This is a genomic window from Devosia sp. SD17-2 (assembly GCF_029201565.1).
Classification (GTDB): domain Bacteria; phylum Pseudomonadota; class Alphaproteobacteria; order Rhizobiales; family Devosiaceae; genus Devosia.
In genome coordinates this window covers 3225000-3241911 of the sequence record NZ_CP104002.1, presented here as the reverse complement: position 1 = coordinate 3241911, position 16912 = coordinate 3225000, and the positions used below count along the sequence as shown (strand labels likewise).

Annotated in this window: 13 protein-coding genes and 2 pseudogenes; 11 read left to right on the top strand and 4 right to left on the bottom strand. The window is 64.2% G+C overall.

The features are described from left to right. Positions 1 to 128: 128 nt before the first annotated feature. Positions 129 to 817 (bottom strand): annotated as a pseudogene (locus tag NYQ88_RS15860) (IS5 family transposase); the annotation flags it as partial. Positions 818 to 897: 80 nt separating this feature from the next. After that, positions 898 to 1557: pseudogene (locus NYQ88_RS15855) on the bottom strand (ATP-binding cassette domain-containing protein); the annotation flags it as partial. Between the two features lie 151 nt (positions 1558 to 1708). On the opposite strand from NYQ88_RS15855, the gene NYQ88_RS15850 reads away from it, so the two are divergent. The 6 genes from NYQ88_RS15850 (at position 1709) to NYQ88_RS15825 (ending at position 6792) form a co-directional block, all read left to right on the top strand. Further along, positions 1709 to 2008 (top strand): hypothetical protein, encoded by a 300-nt coding sequence (locus NYQ88_RS15850; protein WP_275652078.1) that lies wholly within the window; start codon positions 1709 to 1711, stop codon positions 2006 to 2008. 20 nt (positions 2009 to 2028) lie between these two features. Then, positions 2029 to 2688, top strand: a complete 660-nt coding sequence (locus tag NYQ88_RS15845) for a response regulator transcription factor (protein ID WP_275652077.1) — start codon at positions 2029 to 2031, stop codon at positions 2686 to 2688. An 11-nt stretch (positions 2689 to 2699) separates the two neighbouring features. Then, a complete protein-coding gene (locus NYQ88_RS15840) occupies positions 2700 to 4130 on the top strand; it encodes a HAMP domain-containing sensor histidine kinase (protein WP_275652076.1) in 1431 nt (476 codons plus the stop codon). 58 nt (positions 4131 to 4188) lie between these two features. After that, positions 4189 to 4662, top strand: a complete 474-nt coding sequence (locus NYQ88_RS15835; RefSeq protein WP_275652075.1) for a hypothetical protein — start codon at positions 4189 to 4191, stop codon at positions 4660 to 4662. A gap of 86 nt (positions 4663 to 4748) precedes the next feature. Then, positions 4749 to 5942: a hypothetical protein gene (locus NYQ88_RS15830; protein ID WP_275652074.1), complete on the top strand. Its 1194-nt coding sequence runs from the start codon at positions 4749 to 4751 to the stop codon at positions 5940 to 5942. Between the two features lie 80 nt (positions 5943 to 6022). Beyond that, positions 6023 to 6792 (top strand): IS5 family transposase gene (locus NYQ88_RS15825; protein ID WP_275654860.1). Its coding sequence is split into 2 segments (ribosomal slippage): positions 6023 to 6334 and positions 6337 to 6792, totalling 768 coding nucleotides; the frame shifts between segments, so codons are not numbered across the junction. On the opposite strand, the gene NYQ88_RS15820 is transcribed toward NYQ88_RS15825, so the two are convergent. Beyond that, positions 6789 to 8762, bottom strand: a complete 1974-nt coding sequence (locus NYQ88_RS15820) for an FAD-dependent oxidoreductase (RefSeq protein WP_275652073.1) — start codon at positions 8760 to 8762, stop codon at positions 6789 to 6791. The two genes, NYQ88_RS15825 and NYQ88_RS15820, sit on opposite strands and share 4 nt — an antisense overlap. Then, positions 8759 to 9835 (bottom strand): hypothetical protein, encoded by a 1077-nt coding sequence (locus NYQ88_RS15815; protein WP_275652072.1) that lies wholly within the window; start codon positions 9833 to 9835, stop codon positions 8759 to 8761. The genes NYQ88_RS15820 and NYQ88_RS15815 overlap by 4 nt, the downstream gene beginning before the upstream one ends. Positions 9836 to 9961: 126 nt before the next feature. Between NYQ88_RS15815 and ccmI the strand changes: the two genes are divergently transcribed. From ccmI to NYQ88_RS15790, 5 genes are read left to right on the top strand one after another with little or no spacing between them, the layout of a single operon-like run. Beyond that, the gene (ccmI, locus tag NYQ88_RS15810; RefSeq protein WP_275652071.1) at positions 9962 to 11041 is read left to right on the top strand and encodes a c-type cytochrome biogenesis protein CcmI; all 1080 of its coding nucleotides are present in this window, start codon (positions 9962 to 9964) and stop codon (positions 11039 to 11041) included. Then, positions 11038 to 11514, top strand: a complete 477-nt coding sequence (ccmE, locus tag NYQ88_RS15805) for a cytochrome c maturation protein CcmE (protein ID WP_275652070.1) — start codon at positions 11038 to 11040, stop codon at positions 11512 to 11514. The genes ccmI and ccmE overlap by 4 nt, the downstream gene beginning before the upstream one ends. Continuing rightward, the gene (locus NYQ88_RS15800) at positions 11511 to 13487 is read left to right on the top strand and encodes a heme lyase CcmF/NrfE family subunit (RefSeq protein WP_275652069.1); all 1977 of its coding nucleotides are present in this window, start codon (positions 11511 to 11513) and stop codon (positions 13485 to 13487) included. The genes ccmE and NYQ88_RS15800 overlap by 4 nt, the downstream gene beginning before the upstream one ends. Continuing rightward, entirely contained in the window at positions 13484 to 13951 is a 468-nt protein-coding gene (locus NYQ88_RS15795; protein WP_275652068.1) for a cytochrome c-type biogenesis protein, read from the top strand. The genes NYQ88_RS15800 and NYQ88_RS15795 overlap by 4 nt, the downstream gene beginning before the upstream one ends. 43 nt (positions 13952 to 13994) lie before the next feature. Next, positions 13995 to 16886: a bifunctional [glutamine synthetase] adenylyltransferase/[glutamine synthetase]-adenylyl-L-tyrosine phosphorylase gene (locus NYQ88_RS15790; protein WP_275652067.1), complete on the top strand. Its 2892-nt coding sequence runs from the start codon at positions 13995 to 13997 to the stop codon at positions 16884 to 16886. Positions 16887 to 16912 lie beyond the last annotated feature (26 nt).

The following is a 16912-nucleotide window of genomic DNA, read 5'->3' as shown; positions in this document are numbered from 1 at the left end:
CGCGGAGAGCCGATAAAGCCGGCAACAAACAGCGTGGCGGGGTTGGTGTAGGTGACCGACTCATAACTTCGCAACCAGATACGGATTGAAGCGAGTTGGACTGATGCCAGGAAATTGTCGTCTCGCTTGTCGTATCGGGTTGCGATTGCCCTGAAGTGTTTGAGTTTGTTGAAGTAACGTTCGACAGCGTTGCGCTGGCGATAGACCCAGTGGCTGAATGGGAAGGTTTGCACGCGGTTGGGCATGGCGCGGATATTGGCCCATGCACCGCGCTCGGCCATGGTGCTGCGCAGGGCATCACTGTCGTAGGCTCGGTCTGCGAGCAGGATATTTCCAGCGGACAGGGTGGCAAACATGTCCGCTGCTGATCGCCCATCATGGGCCTGGCCTTCGGTCAGTTTGAGCTGGATCGGCCGCCCCTGGGCATCGACCAGCGCATGGATCTTGGTGGTCAGGCCGCCGCGCGAACGACCCATGCAACGGGATCGCTCGTCTTTTTTTGACCGTTGGCGGCGTGCTGGTGAACCCGGATCGAGGACGAGTCGATCATCTGCACGTCGCCATTGTAAGCGGCTGATACAGCGTCAAGAATGCGCGCCCAGTGGCCGGCCCTGCGCCACCGGTTGAAGCGGTTCACGCAGGTCGTGTGCGGGCCATACCGCGTCGGGATGTCGGCCCAGGGCGCGCCCGTGCGAAGCCGCCAGAAGATGCCGTTCAGAACACGCCGGTCATCGGCGCGCGGAACGCCGCGCACCTTCGTCGGAAGCAGCGGCTGGATCACAGACCACTCAAAATCCGTAAGATCAAAACGCGCCATCATCACCTCCTGTCCACCAAAGGGAAGGAATCACAACAGCAGCACTTTGGGAATCCCGTTAATGGGTATGTGACCTAGAGTTCGGCTGGTGACCCGACCTGCTCGATGCGGCCGGCGCGCAGCACGACGATCTTGTCTGCCAGCGTCATCGCCTCGGTCTGGTCGTGGGTGACATAGATCATTGTCGTGCCAAGCGCCTTGTGCAGCTTGGCGATTTCCACCCGCATGGACACCCGCAGCTCGGCATCGAGATTGGACAGGGGTTCGTCGAACAGGAAAACGTCGGGGTTGCGCACGATCGCCCGGCCGATGGCCACGCGCTGCCGCTGCCCACCGGACAGCTGAGCCGGCTTGCGCTCGAGCAGGTCTTGAAGCTGCAGGACTTCGGCGGCCTCTGTGACCCGCTGCGCTACGGTCTTGCGATCGACCCCCTGCATCCGCAATGGAAAGCCGATATTCTGGCGAACGCTCATGTGAGGGTAGAGCGCATAGTTCTGGAAGACCATGGCGATGCCGCGCGCCACGGGGTCGGCGTCGGTGACATCGGCTCCACCGATCCTGACCTCGCCGTCGCTCACATCTTCGAGGCCCGCCACCATGCGCAACAGGGTGGACTTTCCGCAGCCCGACGGGCCGACAAAGACGGTAAAAGATCCGTCTTCGATTGCGAGGTCCAGGCCGTGGATTACGGGAAAGTTGCCAAATGACTTTACGACACCTGCAAGTTCAACGCTCGCCATCCCGGTCCCTCCATCCGTGAACGTTCACGCTAGACTGCTGGACAGGGATAGTCAATCTGCGCTTATAGTGTCGAATTAGCCGCCTGATCTTTTATCGCTTTGCTTGCCATATTCATGTCCCATTCAGTATCGGCTCGCTAGTGTCGGCCTCATGAGAACACATGCTCCCAAACCATCTGCTGCTGCCGCGCTGGCCTTGTCGCTCGCTTTGGCTGTGTCCGGCACCGGTGGCGCGCAGGCTCAGACCTGCCTCGATAAGCGGCAGATCCAGGAAGCTGTGGCGACCGGGCAGATCATGTCGCTCGACACCGTGCTCGTCTCGGCCGGGGTGGATCCCAGCGCCGAAATTCTCAACGTTCAGGTTTGTGACGAGGGGGGCAGGTTGGTATATGTGATCGGTGTGCTCTCTGCCGATGGACAGGCGCAAAACCTCGTTCTGAGTGCACAATAGCGTCTCAGTAGGGGTATTCGATGCGGGTTCTGGTCGTAGAAGATGACGTCAATCTCAACCGTCAGCTCAAGGACGCCCTGACAGAAGCGGGTTATGCCGTCGACGTGGCCATGGATGGCGAAGAGGGGCACTTTCTCGGCGACACCGAGCCTTATGATGCCGTCATTCTCGATATCGGCCTGCCGCGCATGGACGGCCTGTCCGTTCTTGAAGAATGGCGCCGCGCCGGCAAGACTATGCCCGTGCTGCTGCTGACCGCGCGCGATCGCTGGAGCGACAAGGTGCAGGGGATCGACGCCGGCGCCGATGACTACGTCGCAAAACCCTTTCACATGGAAGAAGTGCTGGCTCGCGTGCGCGCCCTTGTGCGTCGCGCCGCAGGCCATGCCAGCAATGAGATCGTCGCCGGTCCGGTACGGCTCGATGCGCGGTCCGGCAAGGTCACGGTCGATGGTCAGTCGATCAAGCTGACCAGCCACGAACTGCGGCTGCTGAGCTATCTCATGCACCACAAGGGCAAGGTCATTTCCCGCACGGAACTGACCGAGCACCTCTACGACCAGGATTTTGACCGCGACAGCAACACGATCGAAGTGTTCGTCGGTCGCCTGCGCAAGAAGCTGCCGGACGACTGCATCCAGACCGTGCGCGGGCTGGGCTACCAGATCGCTGAAGACTGAGCGTCCCGGCATTGGAAAACAAGGCCGCAACAGAGCCGGTGGAGCCGACAAAGCCGGTCGACTGGCTGCGCAAGGGGTCGATCGCCGTCTCGCTCTTTTCGATCACCGCCGGCTGGCTGGTGATCGCGCTGGTGGCCACCGGGTTCCTGCTCACCGATCTCTATTCGCGCGCGCTCGATACCACCCTGTCCGAGACGCTGGATTTTCACGTCGAGGGCCTGACCGGCGTTCTCCTTGATGAGGGAGATCCCCGCGCGCCAGACATCGCCTTGCCCGATCCACGCTTCGACCGGCCGCGCTCCGGCTGGTACTGGATCATCCGGGACGGGCAGGGCGCACTGATCAATCTTTCCACCTCCGTCGTCGGCATCGATCTGCCCCGGCTCGATGCCAATCCCGATGCCCAGGGACGACGCACTGGCGTGGTCAGCGACGCTTTCGGCACGCAATTGCGCATTGTCGATCGCGTGGTGCGGCTGGATGGTCAGGACTATCACATCGTCGTCGCCGGCAATCTGACCGAAATTCTTGGGCTCGTCGGTGAGTTTCGCGGCCAGGCGTTCATCGTGCTCGGCGCGGTGGGCGCCATGCTCGCCATCATGAGCGCCATCATCGCGCGCATTGCGCTGCGGCCCATTGGTCAATTGCGCGGCGCGATCGAAAGCGTGCGCGAAGGCGAGAGCCCCAATATCACCGGCACTTATCCCACCGAGCTCGCCCCACTGGCCGAAGAGGTCAACGAACTGCTCCGCTCCAACACCGAGATCATCGAGCGGGCGCGCAGCCAGGTCGGCAATCTCGCCCACGGGCTGAAGACGCCCATTGCGGTGCTGCGCAATGAGTCCGCTGCCAGCAAGGGCGCACTGGCCGATGTGGTGCACGCCGAGACCGAGAAGATGAGCACCATGGTCTCGACCTATCTCGAGCGGGCCCGGCTGGCGGCGCGCACCTCGGTGGTCGGCAAGAAGGCCGATGCGACCATGGTCATGCTCCGGCTGACCCGCGTCATGCGCAAAATCCATCCTGATGTCACCATCGCCTTCCAGCGCCCGGATGCCTCGCTCGCCTGGTTCCGCGGCGATGAGGCCGATCTCGAGGAAATGGCGGGAAATCTGCTCGATAATGCCTGCAAATGGTCCAAGGGCCAGGTGGGAGTACGCCTTTCGAGTGAGCGCAGCCCCAAAGGCAACATGTTATTGGTCCGGATCGACGACAACGGGCCGGGCCTCACCCAGGAAGACGCCCAGAAAGTGTTGCGTCGCGGTGTCAGGCTGGACGAGAAAACACCCGGAACAGGACTTGGACTGGATATCGTCAAGGAACTGGTCGATGTGTACGGCGGTAGCCTGGAACTCAAGCGCTCTGCGCTGGGTGGGTTGCTGGTCGAGCTCCGCCTGCCTGCGGCCCGCCTGGGAAGCCCCGTGCGTACCGCTAACCCATGACGCATTTTTGCCGTATTGGGCCAACAAGAACCGACCGTATGCTGGAAAGGTCAAAATAATGAATCGTTTCGCCCTGTTTGCTGCTCCCGTTCTGGCCCTGGTTCTGGCCGGCTGCTCCAGCACTGGCCCTGCGCAGGTGGCCCAGGCCCCCGTCGTGGTCCAGCCTGTGATTGCCCAGCCGATGGTTCCAAGCTCTGCCCAGACCGTGCAGCAGGCCCGCCTGACCACCAGCATTGCCAATGGTTTCGTTGATGCCGGCGCGCTGTCGCTGATGAGCGCCAAGGATTCTGCCGAAGCCAACAGCGCCCAGTTCTATGCGCTGCAGTTCGGCCGTCCGGGCGCACCGCGCCAGTGGGCGGGCGACAAGGGCACGACCGGCTCTGTGGCCGTTGGCCCCTATGTCCGCGTCAACAACCTCGACTGTCGCGACTTCACCCACACCGTCAAGCTCGGCGGCAAGGACTATGTGAAGAAGGGTACCGCCTGCCGCGAGCAGACCGGCAACTGGAATGTGGTTCAGGGCGCAGCCTGATCGCCAACTCCGGCGTCGGCAGTTAAGGATTGTTTACCGGCACGCTATAGGCTGGCCGCGTATTTCATCCCAGACCGATTGCGCATATGACCCCGCTTGCGAACCGCACAGATTCCGCCGCGCCGGCTAGTTCCGGCCCGGCGCACGCTCCCTTCTGCGGGCTGATCGACGCCATACTGGTTGATGAACCAGTGCTGGTGGCTCTCCCCGGAGCAGTGAGCAGGCCGACCGCATTCGCCATCTGGGTCTGGGTGGCGCGCGATCTCTGCTCCGACATCATTTCCCACGACCAGATCGAGCAGGGCGCGCTGACCGCGGCCGAACTCGAGCCTTTGATGCCCGAACTTTTGGCGCGCATGAAGGCTGCGCTGGCCCAGGCCAAGAGCGACATTGAAATGAGCCGGCGCCTTGCCGCCCAGCTCGGTCGCGAAGACGGTCTCGAACGCCTGCCGATCGTCATGCTGGCGTTGCGCAACCGCGCGCTGCTCACCAAGGCACAGGCCTTTGGCCGCGCCACCAACACCATCACCGCTGATGCCGCACTCGGGTCCGCCATCAGCGCCATGCCCCTGCAGGATCCGGCGCTGGCCGCGCTCGTTTTCCAGGCCGCGCTTGGCCAGGTAGCCAATCCGACACTGCTGATCACCGCAGCCATCAAGCTCGCCGGCGCGCCATCGGAAGTCGCAATCTCGCGCGTCGGGCTGTCGCCGTTGATCGACGCCCATATCGCCCACGCCCAGAACCAGTTGCGCCTTTTGCGGTTGAGCGGTCCGTTCTCCGATGTCGACCTCGTCTGCCGCGCGCTGGAGCGGTTCCACCATCTGGTGCGCTCGCTGACCGGCTACATCGAGTTCTCGCGCGGAAGCCAGGCGACGGCTTCGCTGTCCACCATCACCAAATTTGTCTCCGATCGTCTGGAGCCGCGGCTGAAGGAGGTCGTCACCGACCTCAACCAGGCGATGCGCCGGCGCGACGGAGCCGATCGGCTTGATACCGACAAGCTGCTGGCTGCTGTCAGTGGCGTCTATCTGCTCGCCACTGTCCGCGATTGCCGCGATTCGCTGGCGATCAATGCGGTCTTCGATCTGGCCTGGAGCCAGTCGGGGCAGGCGCTGGAAATCCATATCCAGCGCACCATGGATCATTATCGGCAGAACCTCGACGACACCAACACCGCCAGCCGCCTCGATGCTGTGATCAAGATGGCCCAGCTGCGGTTCTCCAATGAATATGCCGATACGCTGAAAAAGGCCCGCCTCGCCGCCGAGCGCGCTCGCTAGCTCTAGGTCACATACCCATTAACGGGATTCCCAAAGTGCTGCTGTTGTGATTCCTTCCCTTTGGTGGACAGGAGGTGATGATGGCGCGTTTTGATCTTACGGATTTTGAGTGGTCTGTGATCCAGCCGCTGCTTCCGACGAAGGTGCGCGGCGTTCCGCGCGCCGATGACCGGCGTGTTCTGAACGGCATCTTCTGGCGGCTTCGCACGGGCGCGCCCTGGGCCGACATCCCGACGCGGTATGGCCCGCACACGACCTGCGTGAACCGCTTCAACCGGTGGCGCAGGGCCGGCCACTGGGCGCGCATTCTTGACGCTGTATCAGCCGCTTACAATGGCGACGTGCAGATGATCGACTCGTCCTCGATCCGGGTTCACCAGCACGCCGCCAACGGTCAAAAAAAGACGAGCGATCCCGTTGCATGGGTCGTTCGCGCGGCGGCCTGACCACCAAGATCCATGCGCTGGTCGATGCCCAGGGGCGGCCGATCCAGCTCAAACTGACCGAAGGCCAGGCCCATGATGGGCGATCAGCAGCGGACATGTTTGCCACCCTGTCCGCTGGAAATATCCTGCTCGCAGACCGAGCCTACGACAGTGATGCCCTGCGCAGCACCATGGCCGAGCGCGGTGCATGGGCCAATATCCGCGCCATGCCCAACCGCGTGCAAACCTTCCCATTCAGCCACTGGGTCTATCGCCAGCGCAACGCTGTCGAACGTTACTTCAACAAACTCAAACACTTCAGGGCAATCGCAACCCGATACGACAAGCGAGACGACAATTTCCTGGCATCAGTCCAACTCGCTTCAATCCGTATCTGGTTGCGAAGTTATGAGTCGGTCACCTAGGCGGAGCCTGTCTTGACCGACCGCACTGGCGTCACCGCAACCGATTGCCCGTGGTCGCGCGCATAGAGCGATCCCTGGGCGGCTGACGCGCTGATCAGCGCCTCAATGCTGGTTGTGGTGCTGCGCAGCACCACGCCGACCGCGGCCATGGGGTCACTGTTGTCGAGATCGCCGAAGATCAGCGCGCCGGGCCCCAGCCGCCGCCCGTCCTCAGCCTCAATGATCGTGAGCACAGCGTCCGCCCCGAAGCGGTTCTCGAGATATTTGGGGATGGTGCCTTCGGTGACGGCGGCTTCGGCCGGTCCTTTTTCCGATGGCGCCTCGACGGTCAGGGGAATGATGGTGACCCGCTCCTGGGCGACGAAACCGGCTGAATCCCGTGGCACCAGCCCCAGCGTCACGCCGGCGGCGATCGTGCCGAGCGTCAGGGATTGCGAGGCCTCCGAAAGTGCCGGCAGTTCCGGTTCGCTCCGGGTGCGGAACCGGTCATACCAGCGCCGCGGTGGCAGGCTGGGCCGCGTCAGCAGCGCGCCGCCGCCATCGAGATAGGTAATCGCGTTTGTCTCCCGTTCGCCGAGATCGGCGAGGGCAGAATCGGGCGTCTCATAGAGCGGGTCGATCACCGGGTCCGCAAATGGTCGTCGCTTGCGACCCAGCAGGCGATCGACGGCGTCGGCGCCGCTCTGAATACAGCCCTGGCGGGTGAAATAGCCCGCTGCACTACCGGCCAGCGCGATGCCCTCGATCCCGCCAACGGCTTCGATGCGCTGATGCGCTTCGTTCCAGATGCTGGGCCCGCCGGCGATGTGCCAGAGTTTGAGATCAGGCTGCCAGCTGCCACTGACGATGAGGCGCTCGGCTGTGATCGGCATTTCATCGCCAATGTCGATCTCGAGCAGTTTGGCGCTCCGATTGGTGCGCACTTCCTGCGGCACGCGGCCGGTCATCTGGCGAATGCCATAGGCTTTTGCGAAATCGATGAAGCGCGAGCTCGGCCCCGGCCGCGCGTCGATGATCGCGGTCACCGCAATCTCATTGTCCCGCGCCAGTGTGCCCAGTCGATAGGCGCAATTGCCTGAGGTCGCCACAGCCAGCGAGCGCCCCGGCCAGATGCCGAAACGGCTGGCAAGCTCATAGCTCTCAAGCGCTCCCATGACACCTGGCAGGCGATTGCCGGCGAACAGCGGCAGCCGCTCTTCCGCGCCTGTGGCAAGAATGATCCGCGCCGCCGGGACGTCGATCATCTCGCCCCGGGCCACGCCATCCTCGACGCTCACGCGATGCGCCCGCAACAAGCCGGCCCGAACCGAAACCACCTCAGCATCGAGGAACACTGTGACTGCCGGATTGGCCGTAACCTCGGCGCTGAGCCGGGCCATCGCGTCTTCGGGCCGCTCTTCACTGTCCTGCGTCCCAAAGAGGCCTGAATGCCCGCCGAGATAGGCCGAAGCCTCGAACAGCGCCACCGACAATCCCGCCCGCGCCGCCGTCAGCGCTGCGCTGAGCCCGGCGACACCGCCCCCAACGATTGCCAGGTCATCTGCCGCGCCCGGTCTGCCATCGGCCGCCAGCCAAGGCCTCTCGAGGGCCCGAGAATTGTCGAGGTCGAGCCCAAGCGTGCGGCCGCGCAGCATCACCACGTCCCAGGCCAATCGCTGTCGCGGTGCCTGTGTGACATAGTCAGCGCCCTCAGTGACCGGTGTGCGCTCCATCGGCAGGGCGTCAACCGGATCAATCGCGTCAGCCCGCGCGATCGCAGGTGCTGCCGCGCGCGTGAGGCCGATCCGCTGACCGAGATGGCTGCCAAGAATGTCGACGCCCGAAGCGAGGAGGGCGCTGAACACACTGTCCCCCTCAAATCCGCTGACCGTCCGCCCATTGAGGCGGAAGCTGACCGGCCGCGAACGGTCGATGGCGCCGCCAAGTCCCTTCGGTGCATCCGCCGGCAGTCGGTGGGTCCGCGCGCTCATGCCGCCGGCCTCGGTACAAAGGCATGAAACTCCGCCACTGCGCCCTGATCGATTGTGCGATTGATCAGCCGCTGCCCGAACCAGTCCGCTTCGTGCGGCGCGGCCTCTCCCACGAGCCATCGGGCGAGGGCAGGGGCGATGAACACGCCGGTCTGCCCCAGTCCCACGATGACATCGGCACCGCTGCCGGCCGCCTTGCCAAACGCCGGCGCGCCGTCTCCGGTGACAAGCGTCGGATAGCTCACCTGTCCGGCCTTCTGAAGCTGGCGATTGTCCGCCAGCAGCCCCGAGAGCCGCGCTGCCGCGCTGGCGAGATCGCCCGGACCAATCGCGGCGATACCGCCTTCATCCTGCTGGGTCAGAACTGTCCCGCTATCCACATGCGCCATGATTCTGCCGACCAGTGGCGCCGTCGGCGTCGTCAGGATCGTCGACATGGTGCGTCGCGCCAGAAGCCGTGGCCATTGCGGCAACGGCGGATGGGCAATGATCGCGGCGTCGTCAGCAAGGATCGCGTGCCCGGCAAACTGTTCTGTCTCGCCCGTCCATAGTCGCGCGCTGCCATCCTGCCCGATCTCCACCCGGTCAGGCGACAACCGGGTCACGCCGACTTCGTCCAGCCAGCGATCGAGCGCCGGCTCCGTCACCGCCCGCTGCAGCCGCACCGCATCGCGTAGCCGCACGCCGCTCCGCTCGCGTCCGAGATGAGATGGCGCGACGATTTCAGTCGCCATGCCAAAGGCGCTCGCCATGTGGTGAAAATGCCCCAGCGCCTCCTGCGCCGCCACGCCATCGGCGAAAAACACCGGATCGACATGCTGCACGGCATGGCGACCGGCGATTCTAGACAACAGCCGCGTCGTTTCGGGAAGCGTTCGGGCCAGGAGCTCCCAGCTTTGCGGCCGCGTCATCATCCCGACCGACAGGTCGATCTCGCGCGGCAGGCGATAGCGCGCCGGGCTCGCGCCAGCAAAGACCACGGATTTGCCATATGACTGTCTCAAAAGCCCCGCCAGCAGGCGCGCAAGCGGGCTCGATCCGAAAATCGCAAACTCGTTGACGGCATCGCTCATGGCAGTTTCGGACCGGGCTGTGGCAATGAGTCCGGAATGAACACGCGTCTTTTGGTAGCTTTTCCCCGCGTTCGGATTATACAGGGCCATCCCTTTCCCTGCGCGGGAAGCAAGTGTCTGGGACTTATGATTTTCTGGTCAATCGTCATCGCCATCACCGCCCTCACCTGCGCTGCGTTGTTTTACGCGGCGGCTGGACGCGCGGTCAACGCAACCGAGCCACAAAGCGCCGATCACAATAGCCATTTCCGCCTTTTGCTGGCGGGAATCGAGGCTGACCGTGTCTCGGGCAAGATCGGCGATGCCGAGGCCGAGGCCGCCAGGGCAGAGCTCGCGCGCGAGGTCATTCGCGTCAACAAGGACAAGGGCGTCCAGACGCGCAGCGATCTTGGTCGCATGCCGCTGATCGCCGGCCTTGGTGCAGTCGCTGCCATTTCGCTTGGCCTCTATGCCGTTCTCGGCAGTCCTGAGCTGCCGGGGCGTCCCCTGGCCGATCGGCCCGAACTGGCTGCGCAATCCATTGATATTGCGGATGCAATCAATCGCATCGAAGCTCAGCTTGCCGCAACGCCCGACGATGTGCGCGGCTGGACGGTGATCGCGCCCGCCTATGCGGAAATGGGCCGTTTCGCCGATGCCGCCAATGCCTATCGCCGCATCATCGCGCTCAATGGCCCGACGCCCGAGCTCCAGACGCGCCTTGCCGAAGCCCTGCTGCTCGAAGCGGGCGGTGCCGGCTCGGATGAGGCCATCGAGCTGCTGCGCGCTGCCATCGTCAGCGATCCGCAGAATGCCCGTGCGCATCTCTATCTCGCCTCCGAACTCATGCGCACCGGCGACTATGAAGACGCCGCGCGTATCTGGCAGGCTGCCATCGACATGGCCCAGGGCGATGAGCCCTGGCTCAACGCCGCCCGTCAGGGCCTGGCCGTGGCGCAGAACGATGGCATCGACAACACCGCTGCCGAGCAGACGGAAATGATCGAGGCCATGGTCACCGGCCTTTCCGCCCGCCTTGAAACCTCCGGCGGCACGGTCGAAGAATGGATGCGGCTCGTACAGTCCTACATCGTTCTGGGTGATCTCGAAAAAGCCCAGAGCGCGTACGATGCTTCCGTCGCCGCTTATCCGGCCGCGTTTGATCGCGGTGAACTTGATACGATCGCGCTGCGCGCAGGTCTTAAACTGAATGGAGACACGCCATGAGTGTTCAGGGTGCTATCCGCCGCAAGGGTTGGTCGCGCAAGCAGAAGCGCCTGGCCGTCATCGCCGGCCTCGCTGTCGTCCTCGCCATTGCCACGACGCTGGTCCTCGTCGCCCTGCGCGATCAGATCGTGTTCTTCTATTCGCCGACGGACGTGATCGAGCGTTCGGTCGAAGTTGGTCACCCCATCCGCCTTGGCGGTCTCGTCAAGGAAGCCAGCTGGACCCGCACCGGCCAGGAAAACGTCTTCACCATCACCGATGGCGCCACCGACCGTCTGGCCCACTACACCGGCATCCTTCCTGATCTTTTCCGCGAAGGGCAGGGCGTTGTTGCCGAGGGCAGCCTTGGCCCCGATGGCACTTTCATCGCCACCAATGTGCTCGCCAAGCACGACGAAACCTATATGCCCAAGGAAGTCGTCGAAGCCCTCAAGGCGCAGGGTGAGTGGCGGCCGGAGGGCACAGCCCCGTGAGCATCGAACTCGGCCATTTTTCCCTGATCCTGGCCTTTGCCCTCGCGACCGTTTCGGCTGTGGGCGGGCTGGTTCTCTGGCAACGCGGACAGCGCCTGGCAAACGCCATGGCGCATGCCGCCATTTTGCAGTTCGTGCTGGTGGCCGTCGCCTTTGCCGCGCTGGTCCATGCCTTTGTCGTTTCCGACTTCAGCCTCGCGCTCGCAGTCAACAATTCCCATTCCCTCAAGCCTCTGATCTTCAAGATCTCCGGCGTCTGGGGCAATCATGAGGGCTCGCTGGTCCTCTGGATCCTCATCCTAGTGCTGTTCGGCGCACTCGTGGCGGCCTTTGGGCGCCGCCTGCCGGCCGATCTCTCGAACCTTGTTTTGGGCACGCAGAGCCTGCTTACCGCCGTTTTCGCCGGTTTCACGCTCTTCACCTCCAATCCGTTCGAGCGCCTGGCCATGGCGCCGCTCGAAGGCTCGGATCTCAATCCCATCCTTCAGGATATTGGCCTGGCCATTCACCCGCCGCTTCTCTACGCGGGCTATGTCGGCTTCTCGATCTGCTTCTCCTTTGCCGTCGCCGCGCTGATCTCCGGCCGCATCGATCAGGCCTGGGCCCGCTGGGTCCGTCCCTGGACCATGCTGAGCTGGATCTTCCTCACCCTCGGTATCGCCATGGGCTCCTACTGGGCTTATTACGAGCTCGGCTGGGGTGGCTGGTGGTTCTGGGACCCGGTCGAAAACGCCGCCTTCATGCCCTGGCTTTCGGGCACGGCGCTGCTCCATTCCGCTCTGGTCATGGAAAAGCGCAATGCGCTGAAGATCTGGACGATTTTCCTCTCCATCATCACCTTCTCGCTGTCGCTGCTCGGCACCTTCCTCGTGCGCTCGGGCATCCTCACCTCGGTGCATACTTTTGCCAGCGATCCGACGCGCGGTCTGGTCATTCTCGCCATTCTGGCGGTGCTCATCGGCAGCGCCTTCGCACTCTTTGCCTTCCGGGCTGGTGCGCTGCGTCAGGGTGGGCTGTTTGCCCCGATCAGCCGCGAAGGCGCGCTGATCCTCAACAATCTCTTCCTCGCCACTGCCGTCGGCGCGGTCCTTGTCGGCACGCTCTATCCGCTCGTGCTCGATGCTCTCGTCGGCACCAGCATCTCGGTGGGTGCGCCCTTCTTTGACTTCACCTTCAGCGCGCTGATGGCGCCGCTTCTGCTGGTCCTGCCCTTCGGGCCGCTCCTTGCCTGGAAGCGTGGTGACCTCGTGGCTGCCGGCCAGCGCCTCGTCGCTGCCGCCGCGCTCGCTGTCTTCCTCACCATCCTTATTTCCGCGCTTGGTGGCGTCTCCATCTCCATGGTGCCGATCGGGCTGCTGCTGGGCTTCTGGGTCAGCTTCGGTTCGGTCGCAGAGCTTATCGAACGCAGCCGCCTCGGCCGCATTCCCCTGCGGGACAGCCTGCGCCGTCTGGCTGGCCTGCCGCGCTCGATCTGGTCGACTGCCCTTGGTCACTTCGGCCTCGGCGTCACCGTTCTGGGAATTGTTGCCGTCACCGCCTGGGAAACCGAACGAGTCACCACGCTCAATCCTGGCGAAACCACGGAACTCTCCGGCTACACCATCAGCTTCGACAGCTTTGAAAAAGTCCCCGGCCCGAACTACATGGCCGAGACCGGCTATTTCACCGTCACCTCTCCGGGCGGCGGCAGCGAGCAGCAGCTCGAAGCGGAGCGCCGGATCTATGTCGCCAGCGGCATGCCGACCACCGAGGCCGCAATCCAGACATACGGCTTCTCCCAGCTCTACCTGCAGCTCGGCGAGCCGCTGGAAGACACCCATGTCATCCGCGTCTGGCACAAGCCCTATATCCTCCTGATCTGGCTCGGTTGCCTTGTCATGGCAGGGGCGGGCATCCTCTCGCTCACCGATCGCCGCATGCGCGTCGGCGCCCCGCGCCCCGCTGCCAAGGCTGTCCCGGAGCCCGCCGAATGAAGCGCCTTCTAGCCGCCCTCTCGGTCATCCTCGTCCTCATGACACCAGCGCTTGCGGTGTCTCCTGACGAGATGCTCGACGATCCCAGGCTCGAGCAGCGCGCCCGCGATATTTCGGCGGGCCTCCGCTGCCTCGTCTGCCAGAACCAGTCCATCGACGACAGCGATGCCGATCTGGCCCGTGACCTGCGCATCCTTGTGCGCGAGCGGATCGTCGAAGGCGACAGCAATGCCGAGGTCGAGCAGTATCTGGTCGATCGCTATGGCGAATTCGTGCTGCTCAACCCGCGTCTCAGTGCCAATACCATCCTGCTCTGGGTAGCCGCGCCGGTTTTGCTCATCATCGGCCTTGTCGGCATCTTCATTGCGCGCCGCCGCCATGGTGCGCCGCAGCCCGCAGGTCTGACCCCGGAAGAAGCGGCCGCACTCGCCGCACTGCAGGACGACACCGGCAAGCGGGGCTGATCACCCGCTTGTCGCCTTGCTGACGGCGCGTTATGCCTCAGCTATGAGCACTTCCCTGTCTGCCCTGCCGCCGATTTCCCATCCCGCCTTTGATGCGCTTGTGGCCGGCCTGGCCGAGGCTGAGCAGCTGGCGTTTGCCGCTGCGGCGCCGCTGCTTGGGCCACTGCTGGAAGAAGCGCCCTATCTCCTCGATCAGGCGCGCACCCATGCAGCCTGGCTCGCTGGCGCGCTGGCAGAGGGGCCGGACGCGGCTTTCGCCGGCATCATCGCCGAGTTGCGCGCTTCCGGCACGGATGCCGATGAAGCAGCCCTCTCCGACACCCTGCGCATCGGCAAGGGCCGCACCGCCTTGCTGGCCGCTATTGCCGAAACAGGAAAACTCTGGACCACGGCTCGCGCCACCGAGGCGCTCTCCGATCTCGCCGATGCCGCCCTTGAGGCCGCGCTCGATTTCCTCATGCGCGATGCCTTCGACAAGGGCCGGTTGGTGCTGACGCGGGAAGAAGCCCGCGCCGCCAATTCCGGCCTCGCCATTTTTGCGCTCGGCAAGCACGGCGGCCGCGAGCTCAACTATTCCTCTGACATCGATATCGTCGCCTTCTTCGATCCGCAAAAGCCCGTTCTGGCGGATCCGGGCGAGGCCACCAAAACCTATTCCCGGATGATCCAGAAGCTCGTCGGCCTCATGGAAGAGCCGCGCGCCTATGGCTATGTCTTCCGCACCGATCTGCGCCTGCGCCCCGATCCGGGCTCGACCCCCGTTGCCATCTCCGTCGATGCTGCCATGGCCTATTACGAAGTGCGCGGCCAGAACTGGGAGCGTGCCGCCTGGATCAAGGCGCGCCCCTGCGCCGGCGACAGGCATGTCGGCGAAGCCTTCATTCGCGAGCTTGCCCCCTATGTCTGGCGCAAGCATCTCGACTTCGCCACCATCGCCGATATCCAGGCGATGAAGCGCCAGATCAATGTCTCGAAAAATGTCGGCGACATCCGCGTCGAGGGCCACAACGTCAAGCTGGGCCGCGGCGGCATTCGCGAGATCGAATTCTTCGCCCAGACCCAGCAGTTGATCGCCGGTGGCCGCGACAAAACCCTGCGCGTCCGTCCCACCTCGCATGCGCTACGCGCTCTGGCCGAAGCCAACTGGATCAGCCCGACGACGGCTGCCGAGCTGACCGAAACATATTGGTATCTCCGCGCCGTCGAAAATCGCCTCCAGATGCTGCGCGATGAGCAGACCCATATCATGCCCGCCACGCCCGAAGGTGTCGCCGTCATCGGCCGGTTGATGGGCCAGCCCGACCGCAAGCAGTTCGAGGCCGATTATCGCGCCGCGCTGACCCGCGTCGCCCGCTATTACGCCGAACTCTTTACGGAGGGCGAAACGCTTGGGGCAGGGGGCGGCAATCTCGTCTTCACCGGCAGCGACGACGATCCGGGCACGCTCGAAACCTTGACCTCCATGGGCTTTGCCGATGCGCACAAGGCCATCGAAACCGTGCGCCGCTGGCACTATGGCAGCTATGCCGCCACGCGCACCGCCGCCGCCCGCGCTCATCTCACCGAGCTGCTCCCCGCGCTCCTGACCACCCTCGGGCGCGCCGGCAATGCCGACGAAGCCTTGGCGCGGATGGACAATTTCCTCTCCCGTCTTCCCGGCGGCGTCCAGCTCTTCGCGCTGCTGCGCAACCACGAGCAGCTGCGGACCCTGCTGGTCCAGTTCATGGCCTCCGCGCCACGCATGGCCGAAGCGGTGATTCACCGCGCGCATGTGGTCGACGGGCTCATCGATCCCGCCTTTGCCAACGACGTCACCCACAGTGAAGTGCTTGTCGCCAAGGTCGATGCCTTCCTCGCCGATGCGCGCTCCTATGAAGAACTGATCGACCGCGCCCGCATCATCGGTCAGGAGCAGAAGTTCCTCGTCGCGGCCGGCCTGCTCTCCGGGACGGTCAGCGCGACCGTCGCGGGCGAGCAGTTCACCGCCCTGGCCGAAACCCTCCTCAACCGCCTCTTCATCAGCGTGCAGGCCGAGTTTGCGCGCCGCCACGGCACGATCGAAGGGGCGTCCCTCGCGCTCCTCGCCTTCGGTAAGATGGCGAGCCGCGAGATGACATTCACCTCCGACCTCGACTTCTTCCTGCTCTACGACGCGCCCGATGTGGAATCGGATGGCGAGCGGCCGCTCTCCACCTCCCATTATTTCGCCCGCCTCACCCAGCGCCTCGTTGCCGCCCTTTCGGCGCCCACGGCCGAAGGCGTGCTCTATGAGGCCGATATGCGCCTGCGCCCCTCAGGCAATGCCGGCCCGCTGGCCACCAGCCTCTCCGGCTTCCGCGCCTATCACCGCGACAATGCCTGGACCTGGGAGCATCTCGCGCTGAGCCGCGCCCGCGTCATCGCTTCGACCGGTGATCTCGGCGCACTCGTCGATGCCGAAATCGCCGAGGTGATGCACCGCCCTCGCGACGTGCAAAAGACCATCGACGATGTCGTCTCCATGCGTGCCCTCATGGCCCGCGAGCGCAAGCCGCGCCATCCGTTCGATCTCAAGCTGGCCACCGGCGGTCTGGTTGATCTCGAATTCATCGCCCAGTCCGCCCAGATCATCGCCAGCCGCCAGATCGATCTGCCACAGGCCCCCACCGCGCAGGTGCTGCGCCGGCTCGAGGCGGCCGGGCTCGTGCCCAATGGCAATCGCCTCGCGGACATCCACACGCTCTACGCCACCATCCTGCAGGTGATGAGCTCGGCCCTCGTCAGCCCGTTCAAGGACGAAGCCTGGTCGCCGGCCTTCAAGGATCTCCTCGCCCAGCTCTGCCACGCCCCCGATTTCTCGCGGCTGGAACTTGATGTCCGGGACATGCAGGGCGAAGTCGAAGCCGCCGCGTCAGCCTGGTACGAAATGGCAGTGGCGCGTCTCCCGGCCCAATAGGGCCTGCGGCTGGGTTCAATCGCGAG